This window comes from Alteromonas sp. H02 (genome assembly GCF_059682525.1).
Map to the genome: position 1 here is coordinate 5220996 of NZ_CM185021.1, position 23956 is coordinate 5244951.

At 47.6% G+C, this 23956-nt stretch carries 17 protein-coding genes and 1 tRNA gene; 5 read left to right on the forward strand and 13 right to left on the reverse strand.

Annotated features, from left to right (window positions below; translation table 11 throughout):
- Positions 1-52 precede the first annotated feature (52 nt).
- The 6 genes from AC566Q_RS24080 to AC566Q_RS24105 all read right to left on the reverse strand — a co-directional run bounded on the left by AC566Q_RS24080 (position 53) and on the right by AC566Q_RS24105 (position 9241).
- On the reverse strand, positions 53-1747 hold the full coding sequence (locus tag AC566Q_RS24080) for a class I SAM-dependent methyltransferase (protein ID WP_499612037.1): 1695 nt from the start codon (positions 1745-1747) through the stop codon (positions 53-55).
- A gap of 181 nt (positions 1748-1928) precedes the next feature.
- Positions 1929-3059 carry an HNH endonuclease gene (locus AC566Q_RS24085; RefSeq protein ID WP_499612039.1) on the reverse strand — a complete coding sequence of 377 codons (1131 nt, stop codon included), beginning with the start codon at positions 3057-3059 and terminating at the stop codon, positions 1929-1931.
- An 87-nt stretch (positions 3060-3146) separates the two neighbouring features.
- Positions 3147-4829 (reverse strand): response regulator receiver domain, encoded by a 1683-nt coding sequence (locus AC566Q_RS24090; RefSeq protein WP_499612041.1) that lies wholly within the window; start codon positions 4827-4829, stop codon positions 3147-3149.
- The gene (locus AC566Q_RS24095) at positions 4822-7794 is read right to left on the reverse strand and encodes an ATP-binding protein (RefSeq protein WP_499612043.1); all 2973 of its coding nucleotides are present in this window, start codon (positions 7792-7794) and stop codon (positions 4822-4824) included. The genes AC566Q_RS24090 and AC566Q_RS24095 overlap by 8 nt, the downstream gene beginning before the upstream one ends.
- Before the next feature lie 97 nt (positions 7795-7891).
- Positions 7892-8938, reverse strand: a complete 1047-nt coding sequence (locus AC566Q_RS24100; RefSeq protein WP_499612044.1) for a DNA cytosine methyltransferase — start codon at positions 8936-8938, stop codon at positions 7892-7894.
- 226 nt (positions 8939-9164) lie between these two features.
- Positions 9165-9241: transfer RNA gene (locus tag AC566Q_RS24105), tRNA-Arg, on the reverse strand.
- 173 nt (positions 9242-9414) lie between these two features.
- On the opposite strand from AC566Q_RS24105, the gene AC566Q_RS24110 reads away from it, so the two are divergent.
- The 3 genes from AC566Q_RS24110 to AC566Q_RS24120 all read left to right on the forward strand — a co-directional run bounded on the left by AC566Q_RS24110 (position 9415) and on the right by AC566Q_RS24120 (position 14083).
- Positions 9415-10749 (forward strand): hypothetical protein, encoded by a 1335-nt coding sequence (locus AC566Q_RS24110; RefSeq protein WP_499612045.1) that lies wholly within the window; start codon positions 9415-9417, stop codon positions 10747-10749.
- A gap of 165 nt (positions 10750-10914) precedes the next feature.
- A complete protein-coding gene (locus AC566Q_RS24115; RefSeq protein WP_279321535.1) occupies positions 10915-11307 on the forward strand; it encodes a c-type cytochrome in 393 nt (130 codons plus the stop codon).
- A 166-nt stretch (positions 11308-11473) separates the two neighbouring features.
- Entirely contained in the window at positions 11474-14083 is a 2610-nt protein-coding gene (locus AC566Q_RS24120; RefSeq protein WP_499612047.1) for an EAL domain-containing protein, read from the forward strand.
- Here AC566Q_RS24120 and rep read toward each other — a convergent pair.
- Entirely contained in the window at positions 14080-16095 is a 2016-nt protein-coding gene (gene rep / locus AC566Q_RS24125) for a DNA helicase Rep (RefSeq protein WP_499612049.1), read from the reverse strand. The two genes, AC566Q_RS24120 and rep, sit on opposite strands and share 4 nt — an antisense overlap.
- Positions 16096-16248: 153 nt before the next feature.
- Here rep and ubiK point away from each other — a divergent pair, with 153 nt between their 5' ends.
- Positions 16249-16503 (forward strand): ubiquinone biosynthesis accessory factor UbiK, encoded by a 255-nt coding sequence (gene ubiK / locus AC566Q_RS24130; protein ID WP_499612050.1) that lies wholly within the window; start codon positions 16249-16251, stop codon positions 16501-16503.
- A 2-nt stretch (positions 16504-16505) separates the two neighbouring features.
- Here ubiK and ubiA read toward each other — a convergent pair whose 3' ends face one another.
- Complete coding sequence (ubiA, locus tag AC566Q_RS24135; RefSeq protein ID WP_499617610.1) at positions 16506-17375, reverse strand: 4-hydroxybenzoate octaprenyltransferase; 870 nt, start codon at positions 17373-17375, stop codon at positions 16506-16508.
- Positions 17376-17529: 154 nt separating this feature from the next.
- Here ubiA and AC566Q_RS24140 point away from each other — a divergent pair, with 154 nt between their 5' ends.
- A complete protein-coding gene (locus tag AC566Q_RS24140) occupies positions 17530-17934 on the forward strand; it encodes a flagellar basal body-associated protein FliL (RefSeq protein ID WP_105933559.1) in 405 nt (134 codons plus the stop codon).
- Between the two features lie 9 nt (positions 17935-17943).
- Here the strand turns inward: AC566Q_RS24140 and glpG are convergent, their stop codons facing one another.
- The 5 genes from glpG to AC566Q_RS24165 form a co-directional block, all read right to left on the reverse strand.
- A complete protein-coding gene (gene glpG / locus AC566Q_RS24145; RefSeq protein WP_105933560.1) occupies positions 17944-18807 on the reverse strand; it encodes a rhomboid family intramembrane serine protease GlpG in 864 nt (287 codons plus the stop codon).
- Positions 18808-18809: 2 nt separating this feature from the next.
- Complete coding sequence (glpE, locus tag AC566Q_RS24150; protein ID WP_499612052.1) at positions 18810-19121, reverse strand: thiosulfate sulfurtransferase GlpE; 312 nt, start codon at positions 19119-19121, stop codon at positions 18810-18812.
- A gap of 7 nt (positions 19122-19128) precedes the next feature.
- Positions 19129-20154, reverse strand: coding sequence for an L-threonine 3-dehydrogenase (tdh, locus tag AC566Q_RS24155; RefSeq protein WP_499612053.1), 1026 nt, complete (start codon positions 20152-20154; stop codon positions 19129-19131).
- Entirely contained in the window at positions 20151-21347 is a 1197-nt protein-coding gene (locus AC566Q_RS24160; RefSeq protein WP_499612055.1) for a glycine C-acetyltransferase, read from the reverse strand. The genes tdh and AC566Q_RS24160 overlap by 4 nt, the downstream gene beginning before the upstream one ends.
- A gap of 156 nt (positions 21348-21503) precedes the next feature.
- The gene (locus AC566Q_RS24165; protein ID WP_499612057.1) at positions 21504-23954 is read right to left on the reverse strand and encodes a putative bifunctional diguanylate cyclase/phosphodiesterase; all 2451 of its coding nucleotides are present in this window, start codon (positions 23952-23954) and stop codon (positions 21504-21506) included.
- Positions 23955-23956: the final 2 nt, after the last annotated feature.

Genomic DNA, 23956 nt, shown 5'->3' on the forward strand with positions numbered 1-23956 from the left:
GATGATTTATTTTGTGGCTTGCCTCCCTTCATATTCGTTCCTGCCAGTTGGCTCACCACTCTTCGAGTTGCTGAAAATCTCTAATTCTGTCTCGCTGCATCGTGAACGCTTCGAATACATCATCAAAGCTGCGGTTGCTATCGGGTAAGTTAGGCAGCGCCAGATTCGCCTGGATAAAAAACTCATCCGCATTTTCAGTCCAGCCTTGTTGCCACCAGTCGGTAATGATTTGTCTGCTGTGTTGTAACCGCGTTGAACTGGGCAACTTATCTGCTTTTTTGGTGTTTATCTGTGTTTTTGTGGGGAGTAAATTCCATAGGTCGTTATTAGGCCAGCGAGAGAATGGCATAGCATGATCGACAGCATAACTTTCAGCTCTCAGTTTTGTACCCGACCAGCAGCAGTTAACTCCATCGCCTTTTAGTAACTCAATAACCCGACTTCTTACGCGCGTTGTTGTTCTGCGCGGATCTTCCCAGGTTAACGCTTTCAGCAGTTCAGATTGAGAAAACTGCATTGCATTACTAGAGGAGTAAGTACGCATCAGTGCGGCCCACTCATTGACCAGTGAAGGCTCTATCCACACACTAAATCTGACCATGGAGTCCCAGATATTTACCGGAATATAAAAGCGACCGAACGACGCTAAGAAGCTGACATCAATAACGATCCCCCCTGACGGTTTTGTTGTACGTTTACTCTCAACATGAAACACCCCTTCAGCACTGCCAGGTAACGTTATGTAACGTACGGGCATATCCCGTATTGTTGAGGTAACGTCTTTCAGAGTTTGGTGAACCGCCCTAGCAATATCGCCATTTAAATAAGTAGCGCCAATATAAAAGTCGTTAGCCGTAAATGAACGCAACTCCTGCCATCCGTCCTCCTTTACAAAACCCAGCCCTTTTTGACGGTTACTGCTTTGCGGAATTTGAAAGTGATCGACCAGCGGTTTAAATAGCTTAATCCAGTAAAGTGCAACCAAACCCACCGGTAATACTACGTGCTCTTTCGTGCGTTCAAGCACAGCGCCGGGATGGCCTTCAGCAATTCTTAACAAGGTGCGCAGTAAGGCCACTTTGTAAGTAGAGGATTTACTATCATTCACAATGATGTTTCGCAGCAGCGGGAATGCCCCTGAACCATCATCGGGTAAAGTGAGGATTACGGTTTGCCAGTAAACATCATCGCGACCCAGCTCGTCAGCATTAACCTGTTCACTCAGCAAGCGAAGTGACAGGCCAAACTTGCGGGCAAAACCAGCCAGCTCGTCGGCCGATACCTTATACATAGTGCGCTCGTCATGGCACGCGCCATGCCGCAAAGAGATAATGATTTTTCCGTTGGCTTTGAGCAGACTGCTTAACTTACGGATGCATCGTTCCCGCTCAGACGGCGCAATATGCATCCACACTGCGCTGAGTAAGATGAGATCAAATTTGGTTTGCAGACTAAATACCTGAGCAAGCTCTGGCAGCTTATCGTTCAGCCAGTGTATCGGCTGATTAACCACGTATTGTTGGGCGCGTTCGCGAATACCATCAGCAGGCTCAACGGCAACCACACTCAATCCTTTGGCAGCAAGAAACCGAGCATCACGGCCCGAACCTGCGCCGACATCCAGCACAAAGCCCTTCTCAGGAATTTCAGATAGCCATTCCTGATGTACTTTTTCAAACGCGACGCTGTTATATTGATCAATGAGTTTTTCTGCGTGAGTTGAATAGTATTTAATGTTCTCGGACAAAGGGTTTGCTTCCTTGCTAGTTTACTCAGCACTTACCAGATAAAGTAATCTACATTCAGCACGATACGAACAATGCGGTAAAAATGCAAAGTGCAACTGGTCGGAATAATCAGATATTGTTATCCGCTTTATGCAGAATTTGTAAGGTGAATATTCCTGGCATTTAAACCAACAAGTATAATCAGCGAAATATCATTTCTCGATGATAAAGCATATATTCGCGACTCTCCTGGTGCATGTGCAAATTGCCGGATGAGTTTATGCCCAATTTTGTATATTCCTCAAGCTCTTCAGAAATCAAAATCTCCCCAGTATCAGAGAATGAAATGTAACCTTTGTCAAAAGCTCTGTCTAAGTTAGCAACCAACAAAAGTCCATTGTATTTATCAAGCTTTTCAGCTTCTGAAGAATCGCGCCATGGCTTGATATGAGAAGCAATCAAAAAATCTCTGTTTTCGAAACCAGTCAACGCACACTTGCCCCATAGGTCAACAAGGTCTTGCCTATATTTTCCCTGGCCAATTCTCGCTTTTACCAGCACCGATTTCTCAGTCACCGTTTTTGTTTCATCTTTGAGAATATAGTCAATGTCTTCTTGCAATTGCACCTGAGTAGTGTCTGACAGAAAATCTCCATAGGCCTTTAGAGCAGCTGAATACATTCTCTTTCCAGTAAAGTCCCTTTCTTGGAAAATGCTAGTCTCACGCAGTTTCTGCTCGAGCGACTTGAATTCTGCGAGTGAGCCCAGCTCAAAAATAGAACCAGTATCATGCCCTAAACTTTTCATCCAATTGGGCATCGTGGTTTTTAAAGCTGAAACGTAATTCTTGGCAGTCTTTTCACTTTTACCAATTTCAACAGCCCAACGCCTAAATTGATCACCCAACTCAGCAAAGTTCTCTGACAAACATTGCCTAAGAGCATTTCTTTGCTTTTCATTTTTTAACAAAGCAAAGAGATCTTCATTCAAATAAGCGTATTCGACGTTCGTATTCAGCGATTTATCACTTACTGAATATCTATGATTGTATTTCACGCCAGAGCGCAGTTTGTGATGCCAAAAACTTGAGCTTCTTAAGTGAAAAAAAGGAAGATAAGGATTATTTCTATCACCATCAGCACGAAACTTACCAAAGTAGTGAGTGAAACGTGCTTTCAGTTCATCGTTTAAAAAAATTCGGTTATCAACAATTTGCTTATCTTCGATAAGATCAAATACAGCGAATAAAAGACAAACTTTATGAGGTTTAGCTCTACCAGACGACCTATCAACATTAAGCTTTTTAAGTTCATCTGCATATACATCAAACATTATACAACTCACCCTTGGTTAAAATTCGTCTGTAATATGAAGTGAAGTCCTTGAGGGATGCGATTTATCTTCGAAGACTAAAATAGCTTAACTAAAACTAAAGTTTCCTTTTGCTGAGAGGCGCAGATACTCTGAATCAACTATACCTATTCTCATCCAATTGTTAGCTAACGCTGCCATTTCACTAACGGCTCTGTTATACCTAATTTCACCGACCCACTCAAACTCGGTTGAATTCTGTCCGGTTGATTTGAACTTAAATAGCAAATTATCACCCTGCTCGTCTTTCGTACCTAAAACTCTCTTCACTTTTTTATCCGGTGCAAAGCAAAATGTTTTCACTACTGGGTGCTTTTTATCGAAGTAAACACCAATATTTTTATCGCCCGAGGTAGATATAACTAAGTTATATGGTTTGTCAGACATAGAGCCCTCAATGAAAACAAAAGGCCGGTCTTCACTCTCAATTCTAAGAGTGTCGCAGGCTGGCGTAAAACACATTAAATATTTATCTTCGCCGCTGATAGAGTATTTTAATACTGTCCCTGTAGTAATCGATGGCCGCCAATTTTGGTTCAATAATCTTGTTGTAGTTCCATTCGCTTCTCGACTAAAAGCAACCAAACGAGAAAATTCATTTTCAGCGTCTCTTGCCGCGTCAGGGCCTCCTGCAAGAGTAATTGAAACTGAATCCCTACATTCTTCAGGAAAAGAAATTTCCTGACCTTTTCTAATCACAAATGTTTTGTCACCAACACCTTTTTGTAACATCGCATTCAATGCGACAAAATCCACTTCAATTTCTCTACTCTTTTTGTCTTTGTAAGAAGCTGGCTTTATTGACTCTTTATTATTCTCCAGCCACTTAGTAATAGTGTCATTTTCTAGAAATTCATCTGCCACGCGATCTAACCCTATCGCATTATCATATTCAGCAACTAGTAGCTCTCGCATGAGCTCAGTCACATCACCCGGCGGATTAGTGATCAATCGATTCGAGACATAAGCGGAGTCTAATGAGGCATGGAATCGCGTAAGCATATGGTGAGTGTTTTTTCTAATTGCCCCGACAGCTGCTAAGGCAAATGATGGTATCAAACCATCTGCAAGCTGAGTAAATTCTCTAATTAGTAAATTAGGGAGTTGGGTGACAGGGACATCACTTTTATTTGTTAATAGAACAAGAGTATTATTAGATATCGCACAGAATTTTTCGTTGCACGCCGAAGAAAACCTAATACCACCTTCTGAGAATTTTTTTATAATATCTTCAAAAATATTGGCTGATAGTTGTTCGCTAGTATAGACACAAACCAAGCGTAGCCGCCCTTTTTCCTCAACGTCTGAACGAGCTATTTGTTCTAATATTTGAAGTGTTAATGAAGAATCTTTATCTTTTAAATACCAATCTATAACAACTAAATCAGAAACTTTAGCTGCATCTAAAGACCGCTTTATTTTTTCTGCATCATTATCATCACCATCATCAGGCAGCACGAGAGCACAAGCGATTCCCTCAGCGATAAATGCATCAGTGACATTACGAATATTTATGTCACTGGCAGTATCCATCTGCACAGCGCTATTTGGCGCTTCAAGAATTCCAGCATCATCTCCCATTCCCTTCGACTCCGATAAAGCCCCACTGCTTTCAATCCTCGTATCAATAGACGGTTGATTGTCAATCACCACAGCAGTTTTTAAAAACTTACGAACGGCACCTGTTACATGTTTTTGCCAAGCTTGCTGAGGCGATGCATTCCTACTCATCAGACTCTCCCTGTGCATAAATCTTAAATTGCGGTTGTTGTTCTAACCCCGTTTTAACAAGTTCTATATTTAAGCCTTCTCGGCGCAATGTTTCTCGAGTAATAGCTAGGCCCATGCCTCGGCCACCGGACTTGGTTGTTTCACCAAAATCAAAGATACGTTCTTTTAATCGCTCTTCGATTCCAGGCCCGTTGTTAGAAATAAGGAAACCGCTCTCATCTGCATCAAGGAAGATCTTCTTTTCCCCCTGTGCTCGGCTATTTAGCCAATAAATCGCATTGTCTATCACATTAATGAAGCCGCCCAATAAAGCAGAGGAGCGACATTTCAATTTAAAGCCTCTAAAGGCATAAGTTGGTTCCAGCGAGATATTTGAAGATTTTAATTGTTCGCTAAATACACCATATACAACGTTTAATATCTCACTGCCGGATAACTCTATTGCTGAGCGATGCAGACGACGGCCGAGTGGATCAAGTACTTTTAGGTAGCCATCAAGGTGTTCGATATGGCTACGTAATCGCTGATAAATTGGCGCTAGTGGCGGGTTTTTGTCAGCCCATGGTTTTAAATCTGCCATAGAGACTCGAATTCCGCGGGTGGCGCTTTCAAACTCATGTTGCAGAATGCCAACTGACATACCCATTTGAGCAAACTCAGAATAAAATTCGACTTGCTCCGAAAGTAACAGATTTTGAGCTTCTATCGCGGCAAATCGATCATCGAGAGTTTCACGAGCTTTTATTTCTTCAGTTAGCTCAGTCATTTGCCGCTTTAAAGAATCCAGCAGCTCCTTTTCTTTGCTTCTTAAATACTCAATTTTCTCTTCAACTTCCGTACGCACTGCTTGCAGCTGCTCAGGTGACTCGGCTGAACGGCGAGTAAAGTCATCTACTAATTGTTCAATATTTACTCGTAGCTCAGCAAATTCTTCCTTCAATACACTTCGAACCGCATATTGCATAGCGCCTAATGCTTCAGTGGTGGTTTTACGTAGGCTGGCCAGCTCCCGAACTGTACTTTCCTTTGCATGCTCAATTTCTTGTAGTGCAGATAGTCGGCGATCATGAAACGCAACCTTACCTTGTAGCGCATCTTGTATAAGTTGCTCTAACGCAATCTTTGTCGGTTCAATTAACTCTTGTTTGATTTGATTAGACTGAGCTTCGAAGGCAATCCAATCTTTCTTCAGGCGATTGGTTAATGCTAGACCGCGAGGCAGAGCTAGAGAAGTTTGCGTAATTAATCTTCTAATTTTGCTTTTAGCTGATATTTCCAGCGTTCGAACTGCTGATGCAAATTCATTTGGTGCTAAGTCCGATTCGTATTTTGCAAGCTGCTCCGTAACAGATGTAATTAACTGTTTAGTCTCTGATTCAAAATAATGCTCATTATAAAGATTAAAAAACTCTTTTAATGACTCATCAAATTCATTACGTCTATTATTTGCTTTTTTTTGTTGCTTCTTTAACAAATCATTTTGAGCTTTTAAAAAAGCCTTGTTTTCAGCAAAGTCTTCACCTTGTGGTGAACTATCTCTAAAAAACTCGTAGGCCAGCTGACGAAAGAAGTTAACTAAAATGGCCCGAAAGTCTCGATAAGCAAAATTCTCTCTAAAGCCCTCTCGACCCGCTTTTTCGATTAGTGTGTTATTATCTGTATGACTGATTGAGACGTAACCAAAACCACGACGATATGAAAAAAACCAGTCTGTTGCACTGAGGGTCCTGCGTTTTTCAATGTCTAGCCAATCAATGTCAGAGTTCCCATATGGCAATACACGAATACCATCGCGATATATGTAAACACCACCAATTCTGTTTGTCTTTTTATCCATCTCCGTGAAGTCTGCTGGTGATAGCTTACTTTCCGATACCCTTCCTTGAACATATCCGTATTTAAATGAAAATGGCCCACAGCGGGCTAACCTACCTTTCCCATCTGTCCAATTGCATACGAACTGCCTAGGCTTTCCATAAATCGAAACAGTCCCAGTAAATTGGCCGTATTCGTTAAATTCACCTTCAAAATACTGATCAGTTTTTTCGAAATCTTGTTGACTGAAGAAGCTTTTGGGTCCGATCCGCTCTTCTACACTATCAATAGCGTGGTCTCGAAATTCGGTCTTAATAACAGGTTTATCGGTTGCCATTAGGTTAGAAAAACCAAGTAAATTGCGCTCTAATTTGGATGAATCTTTGTCGGAGCCACCATCAATATCGTCATCAAGTTCAGCCGCAACAGGCAACAAAATAAATTGAGTACCGTAGCCATCTCCGCTCAGAGAGAGGGACTGTTCGCGTTCTTTGTTTAGATAACCATCTAACACATCTGGGCTAATTTGTTTTACTTTGTCCAGAGCAGCGACTAGCTCACTGTATGAAGATGGCTCTATTTGTTCTTCTAAACTAGATAAATTATTTCGAACTTTGCTTACTAAGTCTGCTATGTCTGCGTTAGTTGGCAACGAGCCAGATTCAAACTCGGAAATAGGTACATCAATTTCACTGATATCCAAGCCCGGTTGTTCAAACAAACCCCAATGCACTAACGCAACTACTAAATTGTGCAAACCGTCGGGACGAGCTGCCCTTGTCATTAAAAGTGTTATAGGGGCAATTACTGCAATAGCTAAACGACCAATCCCCTTTTCACCCATGATGGCTCTAACGGGCAAGTTATTAGGGCCACGCCATTCTTTGCTTCTGTCGGGATTCTTATTTGCGTTAAGGCGGGATTCTGTACCTAAAGTAAGCCAACGGTTCTCGACATCATCACGGGTCATGCCATAGCCATCGTCTCGTAGCACCAGTATTCGATTACGCCGGAAAAAGTCGACCTCTACTCGCTCCGCATAAGCATCATGCGCATTTTTGAATAACTCGTGGATAGCTGTAGGTATACCAGCAATTTGCTGCCGGCCCAGCATATCAACTGCTCTAGCTCTCACCCTGAGCTTTGTCATTCATTCTCCTGTTTGCTTTATAATAGCCATCACTCAAAAGCATAAACGTAAATAACTTTCTGATGAAGACTAAAGTGATGAAAAAACGACGAGCTTCTTACTCTTCGTTGTTAATAGCGTTCAATAAGCTTTTTGCAATGCTCTGCATCATTTGTGGCGGAACCGCATTACCTATTTGCGTAGCTACCTGGCCGGAATTACCAATAAACCGATAGTCATCAGGAAATGACTGCAACCGCGCGGCTTCACGTAAAGTTATTCCTCTGTTTTGTTCTGGGTGAGCGAATCTTCCTCTTGTAATATCGGTGCAACCGGTAGTCAAGGTTGGCGCCACGTCATCCCAACGCATACGACCGTAAACATCAGAAAATGAGGCTTTTTTTCTATTTTTATGGCAAGCAAGCTGCAGATATTCAGGTAATTGATCGCGACTACCGCCATCTTTAGGTATATGCTTCAAACGCTCTAAATTTAGTGTTGAGTGCTTTCTTGAAAAATGTAAAGCATCGTTAGTCACCGCACATCTTCCCACAACAGGAACAGGTAAATCTGCAATAACTTCGCGTACCGTCTTTCTGGGCAAACGCGCAATGTTTATAGCCGCATTTATATCTGCACCTTTGACAGCGACCATGATCATCCGGCATCGACGCTGTGCCACACCTAATTCAGATGCATCAAGCTTCAATGGTTTAGCAATTTCATAACCTTGTTTTACTAAACAAGCACGGAACCTATCAAAAATGCCACTAGAGGCTAGCCCAGGCACATTTTCCAAAAATACGATTTGAGGCTCGTATCGCTCAATAAAAGGAAGAGAAGCTTCAACAAGGTTTAATCTCCCATCAGTTTTAGAACGCTTGCGATTCTGGCTACTAAAAGGCTGACAAGGTGCACAAACTACTAATAAATTCAGTTTTTTCTTAACTACATCGTCAAAAGCATCTACCGGAATTAATCTGATATCGTTTTGAATTAATTTCACTGAAGGATGATTAGCTCGATAAGTTGCACAGGCATTAGGGTCAAAATCTACAGCACCGACAACATCAAAACCGGCATTTTTTATGCCCAGGCTGACAGCACCAGAGCCACAGAACAGATCAATAGCAATTGGTTTTGATGTTTTTTTTCTAGTATCCATTCTAATAAAACGTTTCGTGTTTCAGTGTGTATGCTACCGCTAATGGTATATCAGATAGACCTTTTCAGCCAATAGTGTTGATATATTAAGATAGTGTCAGATGGAGAACGTCACTTAAACTCTGGGCATTAATGTAATCAATATCACAGCTGTGTTCTTAATGGGCACAATTTGGGCACAGAGCCATTTCAGGAAGTTGGGAATTAGTGTAACTGATTGATTTAAATGGCGCACCCGATAGGATTCGAACCTATGACCTTTGCCTCCGGAGGGCAACGCTCTATCCAGCTGAGCTACGGGTGCGTGCTTTGCAAACGGTGTAGAACCGTCTTGAGTGGCGCATTATAGGAGTTCATCTGGTTAATTTACAGTAAAAAATGAAAATGCCGGTGCTGATGTTTAAAAAACCGTCAAATTTGGCTTTTGCTTCGCGTTCTGAATTGGCTTAGTCTGGTTTTATCAATAAAGGATGTGATGTGTATGTTTCAAGTTTGGCGGTTTTTTTGTGTGGTTGTCTAAGCGCAGTGGTTTCACTCTCTGCCCTGGCTGATGAGCAAAGCGATTTGGGTTTCTATAACAATGTGTTGAGTGCCCCACCATTGTTACCCAAGCAATACTCGACTGATTGCGGTGTGCCCGACTGCATTGCAAACATGATGCCAGGCGCGAGTATGCGCAGCCGTAAGCCAAATCCGGATTACATTACTGTTGAACAGTCTGGCACCGCTCCTGGCTGGGAAGAACGGGTAGCCAGTGACTGGAACTACTTTAATGTGCCTGCTTCACTGGGCAAAATTACCGTTATCGATTTTGGCCCTACGCCCGATGGAACAGGCTATCGCTATCTGGCGAATGCCAATACCCAGGATGTGCTTTATGAGCCCTGGAGCTCTTCTAAAATTATGGCGTTTGCCGGGGCGCTGGCGACGATTGGCCGGGAAGTGAGTGCTTCTACTCTGGTAGGCGATGTGCGCCTGGCCGACTTAATTACCAGCATTAACAGCTATGCGCCCTCGGGTAAGGCAGATGGTAACTCCAACGCCATTGCCACCTACTTTGCGAACATTGCCGGGCGGGAATTTCTAACCGGCTTGTTTCATGATGAATGGCTTAACATGAACAATCCGGCCATTCGCTTTCGGGGCGCTTATGGCCCTACTGCGTTTGCGCCGAGCTCAGCCGACTGGCAGTTCGATTTGCGCAATAAACTGGCTGTGGAGCCGTTTGAAGAGGCTAGCGACGATCCTTTTTATCAGTCTTACCGCTGTGATGAGTGCGGCTTAACTGGCAATAAACCCATGACCACGCTGGCTCAGGCTGAGTTCTTAAAACGCCTGGTAACTCACCACAGTGAACCCTTAACCCGCCTGCCCGGCTTTAAGAGCTCTCACCTGCATATGTTGTTATATGGTGATGGCCATAGTAACTCGGTACAACCTGCGGGCGGTATGCAAGCGGGCATCGGGTTGTTGCTCGCCCGCGCCATTGCTAACGCACTTGCACCAGATTCAGCGCAATCTGTTAAAGCGATATTAGATGCACACACCGGCGGCAGATGGCGTATTTTTCAGAAAATTGGCGCCGGGCCCAGTGAAACCCGCGGGCAAAGCGAAACGGTTTTACTGGCGCATGTGATCTTGCAGCTAAATGGTAAGCTCATTCGGGAGTTTACCCTGGCGGTGCAAACTGAGGTCGAAGGTAACAGCGAGGCCGGTGTTGGCCGCGCTGGCAAAAAAATGCAACAGGTGCTGGATATTGCTATGGCACAGCTACTGGCCGATGCCTCATCCAAATCGCCGGTTGCGCAGTAATAACTAAAGTAAAATACAGCGGCAATACGGCAAAAAGTCTATTTTTATGCGCTTTTTGTCGGATAAGGACTAATCAATTAGTCTCAAACAGTTGTCGCGGCTGGATTAACCTTTATAATCATGCGGATTATTTATTTTTCAGACCAAAATTGCCTGGAGACGATTGTGAAATTAAAAACGTGGTTAGGTATGGGCGCTGTAGTACTGGCAGCTTTTGCGGTAAACGCTCAGGAAATGTCAGACGAGGCGATCAAAGAGCGTATTAAGCCAGTTGGCTCTGTGCACGTTGCAGGCGCTGCTGCCGCTGCACCGGCTGGTGCATTGTCGGGTGAAGACGTATTTAACAAAGCTTGTGTTGCTTGTCACGCTGCCGGTGTACTGGGTGCACCTCGTGTAAACAACGCGGCTGACTGGGCACCTCGCCTGGAAAAAGGTTTCGACGCTGTATTAGCCAATGCAATTAACGGCTTTAATGCAATGCCTCCTCGTGGTACCTGTGCCAGCTGTAGCGATGACGACATCAAAGCAGCCATTGAGTACATGACCGAAGAGCTATAACGCTCGGTAACACTAACAACCTGCATGTTTTGCGCAACTTCGGCGCATTTCGATACCAAAACTGCAGGTTGTTGGTGCGTACATTCCCTCCAAAGCTCTGGCAAAATTATCCACAATAGAGTAAGTTAATCATTTTACTCCAGCGGATTGTCGGCTGCTATTTTTTATGTCATCTGAGCCAACAAAATATGAGTTGTCAGAAGCGGAATTAAGAGAGCTTATCCCGCAGCTGCAGCAGTTAACTGATAAATATAAACGTGCTGAACGCGTTCAGAAAGCATTGTTTAATATATCAGAGTTGGCCAGTTCCATTAGCAACCTGTCACGTCTCTATCCTGCTATTCATGAAATCATTGCCGACTTCATGGACGCAGAGAACTTCTTTGTTGCCTTTTACTCACCTGATACCACCATGGTCGACATGGCCTACTTTGTTGATGAGTTCGACGAACAGGTGGTAAAGCAATTGCCTGCCGAGGAATTAAAAAAAGGCCTTACCGGCTATATTCTTGAGTCGGGCAATCACGTTTTCTTTCGCAACGAAAATGAAGATGAGTTTAATCAAGACCACAAGGTAGAGCTTATTGGTAGTCAGCCCCACCAGCTATTGGGTGTGCCGCTTAAACGCGGTAGCCAAGTAATTGGTGCCATGGTGGTACAAACCTACGACGATAATGTGAGTTACACCCAGGAAGATCTGGAAGTATTGCTGTTTGTCTCCCAGCACATTGTCACCACCGTCGACCGGGTAAAAAACCGCGAGCTTACTGAGCGCACCATTCGTGATCGTACCCGCCAGTTACGCCAGATCAACGACGATTTGCAGGAAGAAATCCTCGAGCGCCAGAAAGTCGAGGCGCTACAGCAGGCCCTGTTTGAAATCTCTGAGTTGTCGGCCAACGCCAGCCGCAACATGGATACCTTTTATTCGAGTCTGCATGAAATTATTGCCCGGCTGATCAGCGCGCCTAACTGCTACATTGCTATCCTCGATGATACTAAACAGTTCCTGAACTTCCCCTATTTTAGTGATACACAGGATGATGCGCCGGGCACCCGGCCCTTAGGCTTTGGCTTAACCGAGTTTGTTATTCGCCGCGGTCAGGCAGAGCTGATAGATCCCTCGCGTATACTCTCGCTTACCGAAGACGGCGAGATCGACGTAACCGTAGCTCAGCGTATTTTAAAGCAGGCCAACTCCTGGCTGGGTTCGCCTTTGATCATTGATGGTGAGGTGTATGGTGTTATTGCTGTACAAACCTATGGTAAATCGGCTAAGTACACCCCGCGCGATTTAGAACTCATGCGCTTTGTGTCGCACCATATTGCCGTGGCACTGGAGCGTAAGTTTCGCGCCGAGGCCATGCATGCCTATAGCGCGCAACTGGAAGAACGGGTTAAAGAGCGCACCACCGAGCTTAACCGCGCCAATGACGTATTGCGCCAGCAGATAGAAGAGCGTAAGGAAATCGAACTTAAGCTGCTCCACGATGCTCATCACGATACCCTTACCGACTTGCCCAACCGTTCGATGTTTGCCAGCCGTCTGGAATTGGCCATTGCTAATAAACAGCGCTATCCGGAAAACCTGTTTGCAGTGCTGTTTATCGATTTGGACCGGTTTAAAATTATTAACGACACCCTGGGTCATTATGCCGGCGATGAGTTTTTAATTGAGGTATCCAAGCGGATTACCAAGTGTATTCGCGGCCACGATTTACTGGCCCGCCACGGCGGCGACGAATTTGTGTTGCTGCTGGATAATTTTGACTATGCCTCCGACGTAGAAGAGATTTCTGCGCGCATTATCGACTCTATTTCTGAGCCGTTCATTCTGGAAGATAAAGAAATGTATTCCGGCGCCAGTATTGGGATTGCCCATGTCGAAACCTACTACCGCAGCGCCGATGAGGTGATCCGCGACGCCGATGCCGCCATGTATCAGGCCAAGTCGCTGGGCCGTGGCCGTATGGTAATATTCGATAAGAGCATGCGCGAGCGTCTGCTGGAAGAGCTGGAGCTGGAAAACGAGTTTCGCCGTTCACTGCGCGACAGGGAGTTTGAATGCTATCTGCAGCCGGTTATTAACCTCAACACTAAGCAGCCGTTGTATCACGAAATTTATGTACGCTGGGTGCATCCGTCGCTGGGTAAAATCTCCCGCGAGCAGTTTCGGCAGGTGGCTGAGCAAAGTGGCTTAATTCTGGAGCTGGACATATATCAGTTACGCGCCGCCTGCGAATTACTGAAAACCTGGCCAGATGCCGAACGAGTAGGTTATGAACCGAGAATTGCAGTAAACGTATCCATAAATCATTTATTGCAAAGCTCACTGGTACAGAAAATTCTCAATGTCATCCATGAAACCGGCGTGTCGCCCGCAGCATTGGTGTTTGAGTTTGATGAGAACGATCTGAACCGCCGCTCGCAATATATTTTACCGGCGGTTAAAAAGCTTAAACGTGCCGGTGTGACGCTGGTACTGGATAACTTTGGTAGCGGCCTGGCGTCGCTCAGTTATTTATTCTCTTACCCGTTTGATTACATCAAAATTGATCACCGCTTTATTAAATCACTGCCGCGTTCGCTGCGTAATTTAAAGCTGATCCAGTCGGTGATGCTGATTTCCGGGCACCTCAAGTTCGACGTGATTGCCGAAGGTATCGACAGCTACTCACAGCTTGAGGCGTTAACCGAAATTGAGTGTATCTACGGCCAGGGCAAATATCTGGAAAGCTCGCAGTTGCTGCCAACGCTGAATCAATCGAGCGCCTAAGACTTACCCAGCATATCCCGTAAGTTGGCAATACTGGCCTGGCCTTTTTGCTGGCGTTCTTCGGCCGAAACCTTGCGTTTTTTCTCTTCCCATTCCAAATCGTCGGTGGGCAGCTCGTATAAGAATCGGCTGGGTTCCGGCTGGATAACTTCACCGAACTGTCGGCGCTCTTTCGACAAGGTAAAAATCAACTCGCGCTGGGCTCGCGTGATCCCCACGTAAGCCAGGCGACGCTCTTCTTCTACGTTATCCTCGTCGATGCTGCTCTGGTGCGGGAGCAAGCCTTCTTCCATACCCACCAGAAACACAATGGGAAACTCCAGCCCCTTGGAGGCGTGTAAGGTCATTAGCTGCACCTGGTCGGCCTCGGCTTCTTCTTCGCCGCGCTCCATCATATCCCGTAAGATTAGGCGGTTAACCACTTCTGGCAAGGTCATGGGTGCGTTAAGCTCGTCACCTTCGAGCATATCGGTGACCCAGCCAAACAGGGTACTCACGTTAGCCATAGCCATTTCGGCGGCCTTGGGGCTGGTGCTGTGCTCGTAAAGCCACTCTTCGTAGCTCATGGCGCGGATCATGTTGCGAAGTACCGCTGCAGTATCGCCGCGCACCGCTTCGTCGGAGAGCGACACAATCCAGCGCGCAAAGTTATGTACGGCCAGATAGCCTTTGCCGCTTAGCACTGAATTAAGGTTGTCGTGGCAGGCCGCCTCAAACATCGACACACCCAGTTCGTTGGCAAAGTTACCGAGCTTTTCCAGCGTGGCGCGGCCGATGCCGCGGGTAGGCGTATTGATCACCCGTAGCAGAGCGTTGTCGTCGTCCTGGTTTACCAGCAAACGCAGGTAAGCCATGATGTCTTTCACTTCGGTACGGCCAAAGAACGACATCCCGCCGCTGATTTTGTAAGGAATACGGTTGCTCATCAGCAGCTTTTCAAACAGGCGGCTCTGGTGGTTACCGCGATACAAAATCGAGTAATCCTTGAACTTGGTGCGATTGGTAAACTTATGGGCCAGCAATTCGGCTACTACCCGCTCGGCTTCGTGCTCTTCGTTTTTGGCCATTAACACCCGCAGCGGCACACCGTAATCGAGGGCCGAGAACAGGGTTTTGTCGAACATATGCGGATTGTTCTGAATAAGAATGTTAGCGCAGTGCAGAATACGCCCGGAGGAACGGTAATTTTGCTCCAGCTTGATCACTCTTAAACGGGGGAAGTCTTCCTGCAACAGGCTAAGATTTTGCGGCCGGGCGCCACGCCAGGAGTAAATCGACTGATCGTCGTCGCCTACCACGGTAAACCGCGCCCGCTCACCGACCAGCAGCTTTACCAGCTCGTACTGGCTGGTGTTGGTGTCCTGATACTCATCCACCAGCAGGTAGCGGATTTTACTTTGCCATTTGGTGCGGGCTTTTTCGTCCACCTTGAGCAGTAGCGTGGGCAGCATAATTAAATCATCAAAATCCAGCGCATTGTAAGCGCGCAGATGGTTCTGATACTGCTGATAATACTCGGCAAACTCTTTTTCTCCCTGGCTTACCGCCTGCTTTAACAGTATCTCCGGCGTTAACAGATCGTTTTTCCAGTTAGAGATGCAGCTCTGCAGTAATTTAAGCTGGTCTTTATCACCGTCGAGGGAGTGAGCAGTGAGGTCGTTTAGCAGGGCCATGCTGTCTTTATCGTCAAACAGCGAGAAACCGGCTTTTAAGCCCAGCGCTTTCACTTCCGACTTAATAATATTTAAGCCCAGGGTGTGGAACGTGGAGACTTTCAGGCCTCTGGCTTCCACCTTACCCAGCGTTTGTGCTACCCGTTCTTTCATTTCCCGCGCCGCTTTGTTGGTAAAGGTTACCGCCGCGATATAGCGGGCTGGCATGTCGCACTGGCGCACCAGATGGGCAATTTTGTTGGTGATCACCCGGGTTTTGCCACTGCCGGCACCGGCGAGTACCAGGCATGGGCCGGATACAAAGGTCACAGCGGATTCTTGGGCGGGATTAAGCTTCATTAACGGGTATTCTCAACAACAAGGGGAAATGGCAACGGTAAAAGCGGTATTGTAATCGACCCATGGCCAGAATCCGAGTACTGATTGTATTGCATCGCGGTGGAAGTGTTTTAGAATAACCCGGCCAATTTATGTATTTGCCAAGGAAATGCCATGTTAGATCCTAAAAAACTTGAAGATATTGCACGCCAGATTGCCGACTCGGTACCGCCAGGCGTAAAAAACATGGCCGAAGAAGCCGAAGGAAGAATTAAACAGGTGCTGCAGTCACAATTATCCAAGCTGGATCTGGTGACCCGCGAAGAGTTTGATATTCAAACCCAGGTGTTAATTAAAACCCGGGAAAAGCTGGAAGCCATGGAAGTACGCCTGGCCGCACTGGAAGCTGAGCAAAACGCGGAGAAATAGCGTTAGCCCAGTAAAATCAGATCGACAATCAGCCCCAGCGCAATCACCAGCCCCACGTAGTGATTATCTAAAAAGGCCTTAAAACAGGCCTCGCGCTGGCGGTGTCGAATATTATAGTGCTGGTGAATAAACAGCGCAGCAGCGCCCACCAGGCCGGCATAAGCAAACACACCAAGGTTATTGAGCATAAACACTGCCGCCAGTAACAGCAGGGTAATCACCTCCAGCAGCGCCACAATCAGCTTATCCATGCGGCCAAACAAAATGGCACTCGACTTAATGCCGATAATCACGTCATCGTCGCGGTCGACCATGGCGTACATGGTGTCGTAAGCAGTGGTCCACAGCAGATTTGCCACAAACAGTAACCAGCCCCACGCCGGGATATCGCCTCTCACCGCCATCACAGCCATGGGAATAGCCCAGCCATAAGCGGCACCTAATACAGCCTGAGGCAAATAGGTATAGCGCTTCATAAACGGATAGGCCGAGGCCAGCAGCAGCGCAACACAGGAAAGCAAAATGGTTGCCCAGCTCAGCTGCAACACAATCAGAAAAGCAATCAGGATGAGGGCACTGAACAGTTGCAGGGCTTCACGCTCGGTCACATGCCCGGCCACCAGCGGGCGCTCATTGGTGCGTTTTACCGCGCCATCCACGTGACGGTCGGCATAGTCGTTAATCACGCAACCGGCCGAGCGCATTACCACTACACCCAGTGAGAATAAAATCAGTTCCTTCAGCGGTGGCATACCGCCAGCGGCCAGCATCAATGCCCACAGGGTTGGCCACAGCAGTAAATAAATACCAATGGGCTTATCAAGCCGCATCAGCTTGGCGTAGTAAGGAACGTTTTGCAGGGTCAGCGTCATGTTTTGGCATACCAGCGCGCAGTGAAGACGCCAGAAGTTTAGCATTGGCAGCAACGCCGAGACAACCCACCATCTGCCGTTAGTCTAAAGTTAGGTTGTGCGCTGTGATAGTCTCAACTAGAATTTAGCTAATTGAATTTTATGGATAACCTTAATGAAGCAGTTTCTTCGGCTGATTGTGTTACTTGGCATGCTCGCGCCTTTTTCTAATGCCTCAGCACAGGATCAACCGTCTTATGCCTACATTGGTATTGAACCTGAGATTGTCACCAATTATCTGGGCCCCAGTGCTACCAAGCTGGGCTATGTACGGGTGATGATCGAAATTATGGTAGCGGATGTCGACCAGCTCGAACTGGTAGAACACCATATGCCCCTGCTACGCGCTACTGCCATTGAAATTTTTGGTCGGCAGCCGGAAGAGAAGGTTAAATCACTCACCGGCCGGGAAGACATTCGCCGCGCCGTGCTGGCAGCGCTGCAAGACCACATGCTGCAGGAAACCGGCGCCAAGGTAATTAAAGACATTATCTTTACCAAGTACCTGCATCAAAAATAGCGTTGCGGCTTAACGGGCAGTCGGTTTACCGCTGCCCAGTGTCAGCAGCCAGGCCATCACACACCCTGACATTAACCCGGCCGTATGCGCCGCATTGGCCATATTTACCCACAGTACATCGGCAAAGCCTAACAGCAACCAAACCAGCATAAAGCCAACAATGGCTTTGGGCAGATAAAGCCCCCATTGTGGCCGCAACCAACCAGTGATCCACACAAAGCCTACCAGGCCATATACCACACCAGAAAGCCCGCCAAAATTGGGCCCGGATACCATCAGCTGTGCCAGATTACTCACCAGCGCGGTGACAACAAACAAAATAATAATGAAACTGCTGCCAAACTTACGTTCTACCTGGGAGCCCAGCATACTCCACCACAACAGGTTAAAAATAAAATGCAGTACACTAAAGTGAATAAAAGCCGGCCCTAACAGGCGCCACCATTCATGGTTTTGCAGCAGATTACCGAGCGGCATTATCATCAGCGCAGCGGCAATAGGCTGAAACAACCCCACCAGTGAAGCACCGAATATCAGGGTACACAGGATCAGGATAACGCCGGTTACCGGCGAGCGGCGCAGCGAAACCAGCCAACGGCGCATACTGTTGCCCGGGGCCTGTTCTACCGGTATATCGGTTCGCTCAGAGTGCTGCCAGGCCGCCTGCTGATACTTTGGATCATTGGGGGCCTGAATAAACGCCTGGCAAATTTCCAGTGCGCGTTCGTGGTGGGCTTCGTTATCCAGCACCAGCACGTACTGGTCTTCCTCGGGTACATGATGAACCTGTACCGGGATCTGTTGGGATTTCAGGTAACTGGCCAGTGAGTCAGCGTAACGTAGCTGACTGATTGCAATCAGTGGTTTTGCCACAATTAGTCGCTAACCACCGGCTGACCCAGACGCCAGCCTTCAAAGCCGCCATCCATGCTGTACACCTTTTCGTAGCCCTGACCAACCAGAAACTGTGCGGCTTGCTGGCTGCTTACACCGTGATAGCACACCACCACTACCGGGGCGCTTTTGGGAGTGGCTTCCATAAACGCGGCCAGATTATCGTTATTCAGGTTAATGGCGCCTTCCATGTGAGCAGACTGAAACGATCCGGCATCGCGGATATCCGCAATAACCAATTGGTCTTTCTGTTCTGCGACGTCAGCGATAGTGATGTGTTGGAATGGTTGCATAAAACTCTTATTGCCAGTTAAGAATGACTTTTCCAGACTCTCCGGAACCCATTGCATCAAAGCCTTGCTGAAAGTCGTCAATGGCAAACTGATGCGTAATGATGGGGGAAATGTCCAGGCCACTTTGCAGTAAGCTCGCCATCTTGTACCAGGTCTCAAACATTTCCCGGCCGTAGATACCTTTAATCACCAGGCCTTTAAAAATCACCTGGTTCCAGTCGATGGCGACGTCCTGCGGCGGAATACCAAGCATGGCAACTTTTCCGCCGTTATTCATGTTATTGAGCATATCGCGAAAGGCCGCCGGGACTCCAGACATTTCTAGGCCAATATCAAAGCCTTCGGTCATGCCCAGTCCGTTCATTACGTCTTTCAGCGATTCTTCCGCCACATTCACAGCGCGGCTCACGCCCATTTGTTCGGCCAGTTTCAGGCGATACGGGTTTACATCGGTGATCACCACATGACGTGCGCCAACGTGGCGGGCGACCGCGGCAGCCATAATGCCAATCGGGCCGGCGCCGGTGATCAACACATCCTCACCCACCAGATCAAACGAAAGCGCGGTGTGTACAGCGTTACCAAAGGGGTCGAAGATAGAGGCCAGGTCGTCACTGATATTATCCGGGATCTTAAAGGCGTTAAACGCGGGGATCACCAGGTATTCGGCAAAGGCGCCAGCGCGATTTACGCCCACGCCTTCGGTATTGCGGCACAGGTGGCGGCGGCCCGCACGGCAGTTCCGGCAGTGGCCGCAGGTGATATGGCCTTCGCCAGATACCCTGTCGCCCACTTTGAAGCCCTGCACTTCCTGCCCCATGTCGACCACTTCGCCAACATATTCGTGGCCCACTACCATGGGTACCGGAATGGTTTTCTGCGCCCAGTCGTCCCACTGATAAATATGCATGTCGGTGCCGCAAATGGCGGTTTTACGAATTTTAATCAGCAGGTCGTTATGGCCCATTACCGGTTTATCGGTATCAAGCATCCAGATACCGCGGGTTGGCTGCTGTTTTACCAACGACTTCATGCAATCACTCCCAGTTCACGACCCACTTCAATAAACGCATCCACTGCTTTATCTACGTGCTCCAGTGTATGGGCAGCCGACATCTGAGTACGAATACGCGCCTGGCCTTTAGGTACCACAGGGTAAGAGAAGCCAATCACATAAATGCCTTTCTCCAGCAGTTTCTCTGCCATCTGGTTGGCCAGTTTGGCGTCGCCGAGCATCACCGGAATGATGGCGTGGTCTTTTCCTGCCAGGGTAAAGCCGGCTTCAGTCATGCTGTGGCGGAAATGTTCGGCGTTGCGCCACAGCTGGGCACGTAAATCGTGGCCATCGGCCATCATGTCGAACACTTTCAGTGACGCTGCCACAATGGGCGGGGCCACAGAGTTTGAAAACAGGTACGGACGAGAACGCTGGCGCAGCCATTCAATGGCGGCTTTGCTACCAGACGTATAACCGCCGGATGCGCCGCCTAAAGCCTTGCCCAGGGTGCCGGTAATTAAGTCAATCCGTCCCAGCACGTCACAGTATTCGTGGCTGCCGCGGCCGTTTTCACCCAGAAAACCGGTGGCATGGCAGTCGTCTACCATCACCATAGCATCGTATTTATCGGCCAGGTCGCATACGCCTTTCAGGTTGGCAATGATACCGTCCATCGAAAACACGCCGTCGGTAGCGATTAAGATAAACCGTGCGCCGTCCTCACGTGCCTGCTTTAACTGTTCCTCCAGCGCTTGCATGTCATTGTTAGCATAGCGGTAACGCTTAGCTTTACTGAGGCGTACGCCGTCGATAATACTGGCGTGATTCAGTGCATCAGACACAATGGCATCTTCCGGCCCGAGTAACGTTTCAAACAAGCCGCCATTGGCATCGAAACAGGACGGATACAAAATGGTGTCTTCGGTACCCAGGAAGTCGCTGATTTTGGCTTCCAGGGCTTTATGAATATCCTGGGTGCCACAAATAAAGCGTACCGAGGCCATGCCGAACCCGTGGGAGTCCAATCCGTCCTTAGCCGCTTCAATCAGTGCCGGGTGATTGGCCAGGCCCAGATAATTGTTGGCACAAAAGTTAATAACGTGGTCACCGCTCTGGGTGGCGATGTCGGCTTGTTGCTGGGTGGTGATCACCCGCTCTACCTTGTACAACCCATCCTCACGGGTGGCGTTAAGCTGTTGTTCGAGATGAGAAATAAAAGATGCTGACATGCAAGCACTCCTGGCCGAAGGGGTTGGATAAAAGAGGCGTATTGTACCGAAGAGCCGGTGAGACTGCCTATGCCAGGGCGCATGGCTGCGGGTTTCTGTACGCCTAAAGTGTAAACTTTTAAGGACGCTCTGCAACGCCTCCCGGAAGTTCGCAGGTTAGAGTTGCCAGCGCCCCATATATACCTTGGTTTGTAGCACGTCCCACAAGCGATGTTCGTCGATAGGTTTACTGATGTAATACCCCTGCCCGTACTGGCAGTTCATAGTTGCCAGTTGAAATAACTGCTCGGGCTGTTCAATGCCTTCGGCGATGATCTGCTGCCCCATGCTGCGCACCATGCTTATGGTGGAGCTGACAATATTACGATCGCTTTCGGTTTCGAGCATACCGGCTATAAAAGAACGGTCAATCTTAATAATGTCGCTGGGGATCATTTTCAGATAGCTTAATGATGAGTAGCCGGTCCCAAAATCGTCTACGGCAAGTTTGCAGCCCAGGGCGCGGATCTGCTGAATAACGTCTACCGCCCGCTCTATGTCGGCCACCAGCACGGTTTCGGTGAGTTCCAGCTCGATGTTACGCGCGTCCACCTTGTGCAGCTCAATAAGCTCCATCAGGTAAGGTAGCAACGCGCTGTTAGCAAACTGCGCCGCCGACAGGTTAATAGCCATTTTTACATTACGATAGCCGTTGGTTTCCAGTCTGGACAAGAGCTCAATGGCTTTTTCCATTACCCAAAAATCAAGCTCAGACATCATTGCCGTATTTTCGAGCATAGGCAGAAAATCCCCCGGAGGCACCAGGCCTCGTTGCGGATGATTCCAGCGCAGCAGTGCTTCGAATCCGGTGAGTCGCTTGCTGGCCAATTCAATTTGCGGTTGCAGGGCAAGGAAGAATTGTTGTTCTTTTAAAGCAATACGGGCTTCATTCTCAAGCTCCACCTGCTTAACGATTTTCTGGTTCATCGACGAATTAAAGAAGCGGAAACTGGAGCCTCGTTCCAGCTTGGCTTCGTACATGGCGGTGTCGGCCTGACGCATCAGCTCCAGTGCCCGTGTTTTTGAGTTGGAAGTGTAGGCCACGCCAATACTGATGCTGATATAGAAAGTTTGTTCGCTGATGCGCATGGGCTCAACAAACTCTTCGATCAGCTTGTCGGCAACAATATTCACCTGCTCGACCTTATCGAGCCCGGTTACCAGGATCACAAACTCATCGCCACCAAACCGGGCGATCAGGTCATTTTCTCTGATCACCCTGGAAAGCCTTTCGCCGGCGAGTTTCACCACTTCGTCGCCAAAGTGATGACCGTGGCTGTCGTTAACCTTTTTAAAGTTATCCAGGTCAATAAACAATAAAGCCATACCCGCCTGCCGACGCTGCAGTGCTGCCAGCTGTTTGTTGATCTGAAAGGTCATCATATTACGATTGGGCAAGCCGGTGAGGCTGTCGAACATGGCCATCTTTTCCAGCTTGGCCGTGTTCACCGTCATTTGCTGATCCAGCGACTCCAGTTTATCGGACAGTTCTACGGCAGCCTCACCCAGGGTGTCGAGCTCATCCAGCAGCCATTTTTCACGGGTAAAGCTGCGTTTTTGCTGTATTTTGAATTCTTCAAAGCGCTTTTGAGCCAGTAACGGCAGCATGTTTGCCAACGCAGTAAGTTTTTGCGCATAGCGCCGCAACAGTACAAACATACATAACACAAAGGTCAATACCAACCCCACTCCACCGAAGAAAATAACCCGGTTCTGGCTTTTATAAGCACGTTTACGCTCATCAATGTCATGGGTAAACATCAGATAATGACCGTTAGACTTGTGCTGATAGAGTGGCAATAGCGTTATAAGGTAGGCGCGCCCGTTTACGTTAACTTCGTAGCCGCTGGTGATCAGCTTGGTTTTGCTGGCGGAAGGCGGAATGGCGGCCAGAATATCGCGCATAAAGCGCTCCTGCTTATCGCTGACCATACTGTTAATGAAGTATCGGTCGGATTGAGAGTTGGCCCCCCTGGCATGCTTCACCAGCACCAGATCTGACTGACTGGCGCCATCGGCTGCCTCACTCAGTAAGGCCAGTAATTCCTGTAATGATGTGCTCATTACTACTACATTAGCAGTCTGCCGGTTGATCATCACTGGGATGCTGACAACCTGTTCGCACATTACATGACAATGCACGCCGGCAACAGGCCTAGCCTCGGTAAGGGTTTGTTCAACCATTTCAAGCACATCGTCTGGCAACATCTCCCCCTGCTGGTATACCAGTTGTTGCTGGTTGTCGAGTATCCATATGTTATTAACATCCCACTGAAGCAACAGGAAATCTTCGGCGCGCCTGAAGGTATCTACCAGTTCGGTAGTATTACCCGGTGGGATATCGTTAATGTATTTGAGTCCTTCGACCCAAACTGATAGACGTTCATTGAGTAAAGTTGAGAACTGATGATAGCGGGTAACGTCACGCGATAATATCGTCTGATTAAGCTGTTGCTCCTGATTAGCCGCCTGATACAGTAATAGACCCACCACCAGCGAGCAAACAAACATGATCACTACCAACATGATGGTCAGGACTTTGTAACTGAGCGAGACGTTTTTTTTCATCG

Excerpts from the sequence above, each read along its gene's own strand:
- AC566Q_RS24085 (WP_499612039.1), bottom strand. The coding sequence starts at position 3,059 with ATGTTTGATGTATATGCAGATGAACTTAAAAAGCTTAATGTTGATAGG.
- AC566Q_RS24090 (WP_499612041.1), bottom strand. The coding sequence starts at position 4,829 with ATGAGTAGGAATGCATCGCCTCAGCAAGCTTGGCAAAAACATGTAACA.
- AC566Q_RS24095 (WP_499612043.1), bottom strand. The coding sequence starts at position 7,794 with ATGACAAAGCTCAGGGTGAGAGCTAGAGCAGTTGATATGCTGGGCCGG.
- AC566Q_RS24100 (WP_499612044.1), bottom strand. The coding sequence starts at position 8,938 with ATGGATACTAGAAAAAAAACATCAAAACCAATTGCTATTGATCTGTTC.
- AC566Q_RS24120 (WP_499612047.1), top strand. The coding sequence starts at position 11,474 with ATGTCATCTGAGCCAACAAAATATGAGTTGTCAGAAGCGGAATTAAGA.
- rep (WP_499612049.1), bottom strand. The coding sequence starts at position 16,095 with ATGAAGCTTAATCCCGCCCAAGAATCCGCTGTGACCTTTGTATCCGGC.
- ubiK (WP_499612050.1), top strand. The coding sequence starts at position 16,249 with ATGTTAGATCCTAAAAAACTTGAAGATATTGCACGCCAGATTGCCGAC.
- ubiA (WP_499617610.1), bottom strand. The coding sequence starts at position 17,375 with ATGACGCTGACCCTGCAAAACGTTCCTTACTACGCCAAGCTGATGCGG.
- AC566Q_RS24140 (WP_105933559.1), top strand. The coding sequence starts at position 17,530 with ATGAAGCAGTTTCTTCGGCTGATTGTGTTACTTGGCATGCTCGCGCCT.
- glpE (WP_499612052.1), bottom strand. The coding sequence starts at position 19,121 with ATGCAACCATTCCAACACATCACTATCGCTGACGTCGCAGAACAGAAA.
- tdh (WP_499612053.1), bottom strand. The coding sequence starts at position 20,154 with ATGAAGTCGTTGGTAAAACAGCAGCCAACCCGCGGTATCTGGATGCTT.
- AC566Q_RS24160 (WP_499612055.1), bottom strand. The coding sequence starts at position 21,347 with ATGTCAGCATCTTTTATTTCTCATCTCGAACAACAGCTTAACGCCACC.
- AC566Q_RS24165 (WP_499612057.1), bottom strand. The coding sequence starts at position 23,954 with ATGAAAAAAAACGTCTCGCTCAGTTACAAAGTCCTGACCATCATGTTG.